The following is an 11,354-nucleotide window of genomic DNA, read 5'->3' on the forward strand; positions in this document are numbered from 1 at the left end:
GTTCCGTCTCCTGGCTTCCAATCGCGGTTTTTTGTTTTGGCGAATGAAAATCGTACACAGGACGCGGGCCATGCCCTCCTGCGTCAGGGCCGGAATCCGAAAGTGCGCAAGATTTCGGACGTTATCCTGGTTTTGTCTGATTTCGGTAATGGGAGAGTGCGGGGGAGGGTGGTTGGGTTGTCTCATTACCAAAATCGGACAGAATTGGGCTGATTTTGTCTGATTTCGGTAAAAGGGAGACTGGACATAGTGAAAGCGCTGGCGAGAGGGGTGTCCTCTCGCCAGCGCTTTTTACTGGGGTGCCTAAGAGTTAGCCAGTTACTCAGGTAGCCACCTAAGTCAGAGCTGTTCAGCGAAGCCGTTCAGCGAAGCCGTTCAGCGAAGCCGTTCAGCGAAGCCGTTCAGCGAAGCCGTTCAGCGAAGCCGTTCAGCGAAGCCGTTCAGCGAAGCCGTTCAGCGAAGCCGTTCAGCGAAGCCGTTCAGCGAAGCCGTTCAGCGAAGCCGCTCAGCGAAGCCACCTAGCGAAGCTGTTCAGCGAAGCCGCTCAGGCCTGTTCGCCTTCCTGTTCGCCTTCCTGTTCGCCTTCCTGGGCGCCGAGAATCTCGTCCACCAGCTCCTGCTTGGCGTGGATCTGGCCCTCGAATCCGGGGCGGATATCGAGACGGATCACCACGTCGGTGCGGTAGCCCTGGCCGGCCAGCTTCATCGTTGCGTCGCGGATCACCTTGAGCACGTCATCGATATCACCTTCGATGTTCGTGAACATGGCGTTCGTCTCGTTCGGCAGGCCGGACTGGCGAATCACATCCACCGCCTGCGACACGTACGTGGACTTCTCCGGGCTCGCGCCGGCCGGGCTGATGGCGACGGCCGCCAGCGTGTTGATGTACGGCTTGCCGGTCTTCGGGTCGACGGGCACTTCCTGCTTCTCGGCGTTGCGGTCAAGAGCCATGATTCCTCATTTCTGCGTTTGCTTGTTGCGTTTGCGTTTCTGCGTTTGCTTGTTGTGTTCTGCGATTCCTGCTTACGGGGTTACCTGCTTAAAGGGGTTACCCAGCACCAGCGCTACCGCCAGCGCCACGCATGGTCCATCGGCCCGGACCCATGCCCCAAGTCGAGCTGCGCGTTCAACGCACCGGTCAGGTACGCCTTGGCGCTGCGAATGGCTTCGGGAAGCGTCTCGCCGAGCGCCAGATGCGACGCAATGGCGGAGCTCAGCGTGCATCCGGTGCCGTGCGTGTTCGGATTGTCCACGCGCTGCCCGTCGAACCAGGTGATCGTCCCGTCGGTTTCGGCCAGCACATCGTTCGCATCGTTCGTGTTGTGCCCGCCCTTCACCAGGGAGGCGCATCCGAACTGTTCGGCGAGTTTCAGCGCCGCACGTTCCATACCGTCCGCATCCTCGATCTGCAATCCGGTCAGCGCGGACGCTTCGGGAATGTTCGGCGTGATGACCGTGGCGAGCGGGAACATGCGCTGCGTGAGCGCGTCGACCGCGTCGTCGCTGATGAGTTTCGCACCGGACGTGGCGACCATGACCGGGTCCAGCACCACGTTGTTGGCGTGGTGTGCGGTCAGTCGGTCCGCGATGACGGTGATGAGGTCGACGGAGGAGACCATGCCGATTTTCACGGCGACGGGCGGAATGTCGTCGAAAACCGCGTCGATCTGGTCGGCGAGGATTTCGGGCCGCGTGTCTTGGATGGAACGCACGCCGGTGGTGTTCTGCGCGGTGAGCGCGGTGATGGCGCTCATGCCGAATACGCCGTTGGCGAGCATGGTTTTCAGGTCGGCCTGGATGCCCGCGCCGCCGGAGGAGTCCGATCCGGCGATGGCGAGTACCGGTTGCAGTGTCGTGTGTTCCATCATGTCTCCTTTTGTTGTCGGTCCTCAAAATCCTGATTCTAGGCGGTTCGCGCGCCGTAGGCCACCGGTTCGGCAAAACCGTGAGAGTGGCCTACGGCACAGCACGGCACAGTGCGCACCTCGCGCACCGTGCCATCGTTACGTCAGTCCGCAATCAGCACGTCAGTACACCGCCCAACGCAAATCACTTCTTCAACGCCTCATTCACCAGCTGCGCCTGCGCCGCCGCATCGCCGAACTTCTTGCGAATGTTCTGCGAAATGGCCATGGAGCAGAACTTCGGCCCGCACATGGAGCAGAAGTGCGCCATCTTGGCGGGTTCGGCGGGCAGCGTCTCATCGTGGTAGGCGATGGCGGTGTCCGGATCGTAGCTCAGGTTGAACTGGTCGAGCCAGCGGAATTCGAAACGCGCCTTGCTCATGGCGTTGTCGCGGTCCATGGCGTGCGGGTGATGCTTGGCGATATCGGCCGCATGGCAGGCGATCTTGTAGGCGATCACGCCCTGCTTGACATCATCCTTGTTCGGCAGGCCGAGGTGCTCCTTCGGCGTGACGTAGCACAGCATGGCGGTGCCGTAGCGTGCGATCTCCACGCCGCCGATGGCGGAGGTGATGTGATCGTAGCCGGGCGCGGTGTCGGTGGTGAGCGGTCCGAGCGTGTAGAACGGCGCATCGTTGCAGATGGCCTTCTCCATTTCGATGTTCATGCGCACGGTGTCGAACGGAATATGGCCCGGTCCTTCGATCATCACCTGCACGTCCTTCGCCCACGCACGCTTGGTGAGTTCGCCGAGCGTCATGAGTTCGGCCAGCTGTGCCTGATCGTTCGCGTCGGCGAGCGAACCGGGGCGCAGTCCGTCGCCCAGCGAGAACGCCACATCATACTTGGCGAAAATGTCGCACAGTTCGTCGAAATGCGTGTACAGGAAGCTTTCCTGATGATGCTGCAGGCACCATTCGGCCATGATCGAACCGCCGCGCGAAACGATGCCGGTCATACGGTTCGCGGTCAGCGGCACGTAGCGCATGAGCACGCCGGCATGAATGGTCATGTAATCCACGCCCTGCTCGCACTGTTCGATCACGGTGTCGCGGAACAGTTCCCAGCTGAGCTTGGACGCGTCATCCTCCACCTTTTCGAGCGCCTGGTACATGGGCACGGTGCCGATCGGCACGGGGGAGTTGCGCAGGATCCATTCGCGCGTGGTGTGGATGTCGTTGCCGGTGGACAGGTCCATCACGGTGTCCGCGCCCCACTTGGTCGCCCACGTGAGCTTTTCGACTTCCTCATCGATGGACGAGGTGACGGCGGAGTTGCCCATGTTGGCGTTGAGCTTGGTGAGGAACCTGGAACCGATGATCATCGGTTCGGCTTCCGGATGGTTGATGTTGCACGGCATGACCGCGCGTCCCGCGGCGAGTTCGGAGCGCACGAGCTCCACGTCGCAGTGTTCGCGTTCCGCCACGTAACGCATTTCCGGGGTGATGATGTTGTGGCGTGCGTACCACATTTGCGTGATCGGATGATCCTTGGCGTGCATCGGCTTGTGCTGGCGGCCGCGCCATTCCTTGGAGGCCTTGCCGCGCTTGATGGCGCGTTTGCCGTCGTCTTCGAGGTTGCGGCGGCGGCCTTCGTATTCCTCCACGTCGCCACGGTCGCGGATCCAGTCGAGGCGCAGGGGCGCGAGGCCTTCCTTCGGGTCGCACTTGGGGCCTTCCGTGTTGTAATCCTTGAACGGCGGGTTCGGGCCGACGCCGGGCGTGTCGGAGAGGGCGATCTCGGTGTAGGGCACGTTGAGATCGTAGGAGCCGAATTCGTTTTCGAAGTGGATGGGCGTGGTTTTGCGGATGTGCGCCTTGTCGCGCTGCTTGGAGCCGCGTGCGGCGATGTCCACGCGCTGCTGCTTGGCGAGTTTGGCGGCGGCCTTGGCTTCCTTGGCGTTGGTGAACTTGGGTTCGGCGGGCGACTGCTCGGCTGCGTTTGCGTTTGCGCTTGCGCTTGCGGATTCGGTGGCTGCCGGGCGAGGCGCGTACCCGTGCTTGCGATTGCCGCGCACGGCCTTCCAACGCGTCACCATGTCACGGGTGGCGGCTTCCGGGTCGTCCGCGCCCGCGATGGCGGACACCACGAACCAGCCGGCGGCATCCGTGGACGCCAGCATTTCCATATCGTCGGCATGCACGCCGCCGCCGACCACGACGGGGAAGTCGCTCGCCGCGCAGATGGTGTTGATCTGCTGTTCGTCGAGCGTGTGGCCGGAACCGTCGTTGCCGCCGACGGAGGCTTCGGGCTTGGTGGTGGAGACGTGCAGCGGGCCGGCGCCGATGTAGTCGATGCAGCCTGCGGGCAGTTCGTTGATGAGCTTGACGAGGCTTTCGGTTTCGGCGGACAGGCCTACGATGGCGTCTTCGCCGAGCAGTGCGCGGGCTTCGCGCGGTTCCATATCGGTCTGGCCGATGTGCACGCCGTCCACCTTGATGCCCTTGTTGCGGGCCTGCCACACCACGTCCACGCGGTCATCGATCACGAACGGCACGGTGTCGGACTTGTCGTTGTCTTCGATGATCTGCGCGATGTCGCGTGCGGTTTCGGTGAGTTCCTTGGCGTCCATATGCTTGGCGCGAAGCTGGATGAAGGTCGCGCCGCCGCGCAGAGCGTCGTCCACCACGTCAGTGATCGGGCGGCCCTTGCAATCCTCCGGGCCTACCACGAAGTAGGCGCTGAGGTCGAAACGGTCGCGCATGGATGCGTATGGGTAGTTGTTGGTCATTGTTGTCCCCTTGTTTGGTGTTGGGAAAGTATGGGAAGTATTGGAATTGGTGGGGTTTGGGGTTGTTTTGGTGCTTTGTTGTTCGGGGTTGCTTGGGGTTGCTTGGACGTTTGTGATTGCTGGGGATTGTCCGGATTGTCCGGATTGTCCGGGCCGCTGGGGTGCGGTCGCGCTTGCCGTGATTACGGCTGCGCGGATAAGCGATTGCGTTGCGGGAGCGCGGTCGTCGTATCTCGGTCACGGCCATCGTGCGTCTCTCGGAATCGTTGGAATCGTTGGAATCGTTGGAATCGTCGACGTGAATCCGCAAGACACGCACGTCGGCCGGTCACGCTTGGCGGTTGGTCACGCGCTGCAATTCACGCATCGCCATCACACGCCATCACGTGCAACGCACATCCGTCATCCGTCCGCGCACCGCACGCAACGCCATCACGCCATCACGCACAACGCATCACGTCACGCCCGCGTCATCACGCAATCACGCCCGCGCAATCAAGCCATCACGCCATCAAGCCATCAAGCACGGCATTCACCCGATACGGATCTCGGACGCGGCAACCTCATCGGAGGTGACGTTCCACAGCGCGTCGAGGAACGCGACCTGGAAGGAGCCGGGGCCCTTGGATTCCCGTTCCGCGATTTCGCTCGCGCGGTTGTAAAGCAGGCTTGCCGACATGGCCGCGATCAGCGGATCCGACACGACCAGATACGTGGCGGTGACGCCACCGAGCGAGCATCCGGCGCCCGTGATCTTCGTCATCATGGCGCTACCGCCCGGCAGACGGTACACGGTTTCGCCATCGGTCACCAGATCAGCCTCGCCGGACACGGCAACCGCGCCCTTGCCCTTGGGCGCGTGCTGCGCGAGATACCGCGCCAGTCGCTTGGCGGCCTCGACCGAAGCCTCCACATCGTCCACGGCTTCCACGCCGGCCGGGCGCGTGGTTTCGGCGTCATCGGTCTGCGCGCCAAGCTCCCACATGGCGTCCAAGGCGATGATCTCGCTCGCATTGCCGCGAATCACCGTCGGAGGAGCGGACTTGAAGGATTGCAGGATGGCGGTGCGGGTTTTGCCGATGCCCGCCGCCACCGGGTCAAGCACCCACGGCTTGCCCAAATACTGCAGTTTGCTGGCGATGTCGGCCAGCGCATCTTGGTAGAAGGGCAGCAGAGTGCCCACGTTGATGTATGTTGATCCGGCGATTTTCGCGGTTTCCACAATGTCGTCCGGCAGGAAGCTCATGGCCGCGGTACCGCCCGCGGCGAGCTGTGCGTTCGCCACCAGGTTGATGGTGACGAAGTTCGTGAACGACTGGGCGAGCGGCGTGCTCTCATGTACGCCTTCCACGGCCAGCCTGATGAGGTCACGAATCGGATCGGTTGCGGATACGGCTGCCATGCCGTCGCTGGATGAGTTATCACTCATTGCGCTGCTCCCTACGTTGGTCCTAACCAACAGGTTCAAAGGGTCAGGCGTTCGCCTATCTCAGCTTCCGGCGATCGGCTGGAAGCCCCCCTGCATGTACAAAAACAGTTTCAAAGTATACAAGGGTCTTGACACGGAGGCGCGATGCTGGTAATCGGCGTTTTTGTGGTGATGTGAGGTGCTGGGGCGGTGACTTTGCGGTGGTGCGCCCGCCGCTGTAGCTGAATCGTTGCGTCTGAATCGCTGTGCACTACGCCACGCACGCTGTGTCACGCACGCTGAGTCACGCCCTGTGTCACGCGCACCGCCCGTCATGAATGGCCTGTGCAATCGCATCGGACTGCGCATCCATCGCATACTCGTACAACCCCTGCTGGCTGTTGGCGATGCGCTCGCGGTCCGCGCCGTAGAACAGCACCGCATACGAGTTGGTCACGGCTTCCATGCGGTTCGCCGCGATCGTGGGTTCGGTCGTGCCGCAGACGATCATGATGGACCGGTGCGAAAGCTCATGCTTCGTGTCGTCGACGACCAGCGGACTGCGTTCGACCTGCGGCCAGTCGGGGTGCGTGACCAGCAGATTCACCTCATTGCGCGTGGCCTGCGCGCCGCAGAAGAAGCCGATTACCTGACTCGAATCGCTGCCGTTGTCCTGATCGCCACAACCGTATACACTGGTCTGCTTGACTTGCACGCCCAGCGCGGATGCCACCGTTTGCGTCGTGCTCATCCATCCGGCCGCGTCGAGCGCGAGGGGATTGGCGGGTACGTTGATGGCGGCCGCCTGCGTTTCGGCGGTGTGCAGGGCGGCGATGGAATCGGTCACCTGCTGTCTGACCTGCTGTTCCAAGCTGTACAAGGTTTTCAGGTCGTCGAGATGCTCCTGCAGTGTTTGATAGGAGCGCTGTTTGCCGTACCGCGCCACCAGATCGTTGATGGTTGCGGGATCGCTGACCTGAACCATCCAATGGCCGCCATCCGCTTTGAAATCGTTGGCGAATGCGGTTTCCATGGCGTCGATGAGGGCGGATGTTTGCGTTTGCATCGCCGTCGAAGCGTTGTTCAGATTGTCGACTTTGCTGATGACGGTGCTACGCGGTGTGGCGTTGAATACGTTGCTGAGGTTGAAGTCGGTGAGGTTGAATCCCGACTTGGAACCGGCGGCGAAGCGCGTGATGTCGTCGTCGGAGGCCAGTGCGTCGTAGGCGGCGATGGCGTTGCGCGTGGATTGCGTGGCGTTGGCGAAATCGTTGGCATGCGTGGTGGATTGGGCGAAGTCGGCGCTGGCGGCGGCGGTGGAGCGTATGGACGCGGCGGTGCTGATCACGCTGCGGATGTCCGTGAGTTCGTCGGCGGAGAATTGCTGGCCGATGCCGTGGCGTTCGGCGAAGCCCAGGATGAGCGCGAACATGACGAACGCGACCAGTAGCCGTGATGCGATCCGTGAGCTTCGACTCCTGCTGTCATACAGTCTCATACCGTCGCCCTCCATATCCTCTTCTCCTCTTCGTTCCGCAATCCAGCATAACGTCTACCGCCCGCTGCCGCCTCCTACCGTTTTCAGACAAAATCGCTCCGTTTCTGTCTGATTTCGGTCATGGGGCGCACGGGGGGCGGACTAGCTGACTCTCATTACCATCTGGCTCATCTCATTACCGAAATCGGACAAAAATGCCCCGTTTCTGTCTGATTCCGGTAGCTGCTGGGGTCTCCTTCATACCGTTTTCAGACAAAATCCCCCTGATTCTGTCCGATTCCGGTCATGTCAGGCAGGCTGCCCTCCCGCCGTGGCTACCTCGCGCTGTCACAGGCCGCCCGTTGCTGCCCCGCTGCCACAAGTTGCCCCCCTCTGCCATCCGCCCCGCCCTCATACCGTTTTCGGACAAAATCGCCCTGATTTTGTCCGATTCCGGTAACGGGGTGCGTGGGGACGGGCTAGTCGGCTCATCTCATTACCGAAATCGGACAAAATGCCCCCGTTTCTGTCCGATTCCGGTAACGGGGGTGCACAGGATGGTCTAGCTGACTCGTCTCATTACCGACTGGCTCATCTCGTTACCGAAATCGGACAAAAATGGGCTTGTTTTGTCTGATTTCGGTAAGGGGAGTGCGGGGATGGGAAGGCCCGGGGAAATTGGGGTGTCTTGACCGGAATCGGACAAAAATGGGCTGATTTTGTCCGATTTCGGTCGTGTTGGGCGGGGTGTCTCATACCGTTTTCGGACAAAATTGGGCCGGTTTTGTCTGATTTCGGTAGCGGGAGGGTTCAGGGGGAGTTGGGCGGGCTGTCTCATTACTGGAATCGGACAAAAATGGCCGGTTTCTGTCTGATTCCGGTGGCGCTAGGTGGGGTCACTCCATACCGTTTTCAGACAAAATTCCCCCGATTCTGTCCGATTTCGGTAATGAGGGGTGCAGGAGATGGGAGGGGGGCAAAAGTCAACCGGCCAACCCAACTCAAACCCACCCAACCAACACACCCAACCAACCCACCCCCAAAAAACCAACCCCGGCACTGGGGCTACCGCTCCTTGCCGTCCGCCCAAGTGAAACCGGTATCCGGCGAATGCATCACATTATGGTAGATATCCTTGCGAATGTAGATGCTGTCGTTGTCGGTGCCGTATCGGTCCTTCCACGGGGTAACGGTGTCCGCGATCTTGAATTTCACGTAATCATTCCGGTCGTACCCCAGATCGGAGAAATAGAACGGCTGGTAGATGGTGGCGAAGAATTCCGGCTCGCCTTTGGCACGCCATTCGGCCTTGTCCTTCTTCGCGTCCGAAACCTCATTAAGCCAATTCCACGACAGATAGCTCGCCTGCGAATTGTCAATCAGATTATGGTCGAAATACGGGTTCGCGGTAAGCAATACCGTGCCCGGCCATTTGGTGAAATCAACGCAGCCTTTCGCGGTCTGCGCATCCTTATGCGCATCGATGTACTGGCTCACCGCCGAATTCGAATCCTGCGTTTTGCAGATCCTCGACCATCCGGACACCCAACGGTAGTCGTCCAAATCGTATTTCCTGATGAGGTTCGCCATCGCCCTGGACGTGTCGTAGTTGTATCGAATATCGCGGATGCATGAGCTGGCCGTCCAATACACGCTGATCATCATCGCCAGAACGCCGATGATTGCACCGCATTTTTTCAGCATGATCCAACCGCGTTCCGACATCTGCCGCGCCAGCTTCCCCAGCAGCGATGTGATCTGCGGCGGGCAGTTGCGTGCGGATAGGCGTTCGTCCGCGCAGTCGATGATGAGTATGGTCAGGAAGAATCCCAACACGATGCCCTCATGGTGGACGTAGAAATGAGATGCCGCGACGATGCTGAACGCAAGATACGTGCTGATCAGCAGGGCGGCGTGATGCCGTCTGCGCGAAACCACCACGAGGAACGCCCACATGAGCAGCGACCATACCGCGGTGAACAGCAGGTCGTCCATGTCGACCGACACGAATGAGAGGGAAGAATCGGATACGACCGAGGTGAACAGCGTTTCCGAAGGCACCAGCAGCCACATGTAGAGGAGCCTCAGCCACCACGGATTGACGGGCGAGGAGCCGCTATCCAACAGTCCGTGGTACACGTTTTTGGCGGGAATCACGTCGATCAGCACGACGATGGCGAACACGAGGAGGCTTATCAGTCCGATCGAGCGGGCCGTGTTGCCGAACAGTTTTCTTTCCTTGCGCAGGAAATCCCAAATCCAGTTGACGGCGAACATGCCGGCGATCGCCAGGCCGTACGAACTGGCGAGGCAGAGCAACATCATGCTGAGCACCAGGGGCCACGGTTTGCTGTCGCGGTTCTTCCAGTTGATGCCCACGAGGAACATGGAGGCGAGCATCAGTGCGTAGGGGCGCGAGATGACGCCGTACTGGTAGCAGAGGAAATACGAGAACGGCATGATGAATTTCAGCAGTTCGGGCAGTTTCGTTTTGAATTCCAGCAGCCAGATCATTAGTGCGGCGGTGAGCAGTTGGACGCTTTTCAGGCCCCATTCGTAGGGGACGCCGAGTTTCGCCGGGATGGCGAGCAGCGCCCACCACAGTGGCGGGTGGCCTTCGTAATGCGTGCGGACGGTCAGCAGATCCTTCCACGAGCAGTCGCGTGCGATGAGCCACGCTTGCGCTTCGTCGCACCAGGGCTCGTGGAAGCACATTACTGTGATCACGACGGCGAGATAGGCGATGAATACGGCGATGTGCGCCCAGTTGCGTTTGGTGGGTTTGGTGGGTTTGCTGGGTTTGGTTCGGGCGCTTCGGGTGCTGGGATTGCTGGGATTGCTGGGATTGCTGGTGTCGCTGGGGTCGTGGTCTTGATGCTGGTTGTGCGAATCCGGCATGGAGGGGTCGGTAGCCGCGACGGCGGAGCTGAGGGCCGGGCTGTGTTCTTGATTCATGGAATGCTGTGTCTGTCCGCGCATTGCCTCTCCCATGCGATGTACAACGTTTGCATTCTATGATGCATTCGTACCGTGCTGACCTTTCCCTTATGGAAGAACATAACACCGCAGAGTGCCGGTAGTCCAGTCAAATCGCGGTCTGTGGATAGTCCGGTTTTCTCACGGCGAAGGTTTGCAGGAATGTGACCAACTCATACCGTTTTCAGACAGAATCCGGCTGCTTCTGTCTGATTCCGGTAACTGCCCGGCCCACCCTCCTACCGTTTTCAGACAAATTTGCTCAGATTCTGTCTGATTCCGGTAGCTGTCCAGCTCACCCTCCTACTGTTTTCAGACAGAACCCGGCTGATTCTGTCTGATTCCGGTAACGGGGTGTGCGGGAGGTGGGCTAGCTGATTCGTCTCATTACCGACTGGCTCGTCTCATTACCGGAATCGGACAAAAATGGGCTGGTTTTTGTCTGATTTCGGTAATGGGAGAGATCGGGGTGGCGCGGGAATTTGGTTGGGTTATTCGTTACCGGAATCGGACAAAAATGGGCTGATTTTGTCTGATTTCGGTAGCTGCTGGGCCAGCCCCTCATACCGTTTTCAGACAAGATTTGGCTGGTTTTGTCTGATTTCGGTAATGGAAGAGATCAGGAGAGGAGTTGGTTGGGTTATTCGTTACCGGAATCGGACAAAAATGGGCTGGTTTTGTCTGATTTCGGTAGCTGCTGGGCCAGCCCCTCATACCGTTTTCAGACAAGATTTGGCTGGTTTTTGTCTGATTTCGGTAAGGGGAGGTGCGGGGAGTTGGGGGGGCTTGACCGGAATCGGACAGAATTGGGCTGGTTTTGTCTGATTTTGGTAAAGAGAGACGCAAAAGAAAGAGAG

8 protein-coding genes and 1 riboswitch are annotated in these 11,354 nt (G+C 59.9%); of the genes, 1 reads left to right on the plus strand and 7 read right to left on the minus strand.

Features of this window, described 5'->3' with window-relative positions:
- Positions 1-213 (plus strand): hypothetical protein (locus KIH75_RS09440; protein ID WP_219056460.1); only part of this gene is annotated, 213 nt, incomplete at its 5' end.
- Between the two features lie 331 nt (positions 214-544).
- Here the strand turns inward: KIH75_RS09440 and KIH75_RS09445 are convergent.
- From KIH75_RS09445 to KIH75_RS09475, 7 genes are all read right to left on the minus strand, one after another.
- Positions 545-952: a thiamine-binding protein gene (locus tag KIH75_RS09445; RefSeq protein WP_219056461.1), complete on the minus strand. Its 408-nt coding sequence runs from the start codon at positions 950-952 to the stop codon at positions 545-547.
- A gap of 113 nt (positions 953-1,065) precedes the next feature.
- On the minus strand, positions 1,066-1,866 hold the full coding sequence (thiD, locus tag KIH75_RS09450) for a bifunctional hydroxymethylpyrimidine kinase/phosphomethylpyrimidine kinase (protein ID WP_219056466.1): 801 nt from the start codon (positions 1,864-1,866) through the stop codon (positions 1,066-1,068).
- Positions 1,867-2,050: 184 nt separating this feature from the next.
- Complete coding sequence (gene thiC / locus KIH75_RS09455; protein WP_219056462.1) at positions 2,051-4,636, minus strand: phosphomethylpyrimidine synthase ThiC; 2,586 nt, start codon at positions 4,634-4,636, stop codon at positions 2,051-2,053.
- Between the two features lie 532 nt (positions 4,637-5,168).
- Entirely contained in the window at positions 5,169-6,065 is an 897-nt protein-coding gene (gene thiM / locus KIH75_RS09460; RefSeq protein WP_219056463.1) for a hydroxyethylthiazole kinase, read from the minus strand.
- A riboswitch (TPP riboswitch) is annotated at positions 6,057-6,167 on the minus strand. (Overlaps the previous gene by 9 nt.)
- Positions 6,168-6,360: 193 nt before the next feature.
- A complete protein-coding gene (locus KIH75_RS09465) occupies positions 6,361-7,542 on the minus strand; it encodes a hypothetical protein (protein WP_219056464.1) in 1,182 nt (393 codons plus the stop codon).
- A 1,044-nt stretch (positions 7,543-8,586) separates the two neighbouring features.
- On the minus strand, positions 8,587-10,500 hold the full coding sequence (locus KIH75_RS09470) for a hypothetical protein (protein ID WP_236028230.1): 1,914 nt from the start codon (positions 10,498-10,500) through the stop codon (positions 8,587-8,589).
- A 558-nt stretch (positions 10,501-11,058) separates the two neighbouring features.
- On the minus strand, positions 11,059-11,354 hold a 296-nt coding region (locus KIH75_RS09475), incomplete at its 5' end, for a hypothetical protein (RefSeq protein ID WP_219056465.1).

Origin of the sequence: Bifidobacterium pongonis (assembly GCF_019331805.1) — a bacterium.
GTDB lineage: Bacteria > Actinomycetota > Actinomycetes > Actinomycetales > Bifidobacteriaceae > Bifidobacterium > Bifidobacterium pongonis.

What these genes read in the sequence shown, in the direction of transcription:
- KIH75_RS09445 (WP_219056461.1), bottom strand. Translation starts at nt 952, where the DNA reads ATGGCTCTTGACCGCAACGCCGAGAAGCAGGAAGTGCCCGTCGACCCG.
- thiM (WP_219056463.1), bottom strand. Translation starts at nt 6,065, where the DNA reads ATGAGTGATAACTCATCCAGCGACGGCATGGCAGCCGTATCCGCAACC.
- KIH75_RS09465 (WP_219056464.1), bottom strand. Translation starts at nt 7,542, where the DNA reads ATGAGACTGTATGACAGCAGGAGTCGAAGCTCACGGATCGCATCACGG.
- thiD (WP_219056466.1), bottom strand. Translation starts at nt 1,866, where the DNA reads ATGGAACACACGACACTGCAACCGGTACTCGCCATCGCCGGATCGGAC.
- KIH75_RS09470 (WP_236028230.1), bottom strand. Translation starts at nt 10,500, where the DNA reads ATGCGCGGACAGACACAGCATTCCATGAATCAAGAACACAGCCCGGCC.
- thiC (WP_219056462.1), bottom strand. Translation starts at nt 4,636, where the DNA reads ATGACCAACAACTACCCATACGCATCCATGCGCGACCGTTTCGACCTC.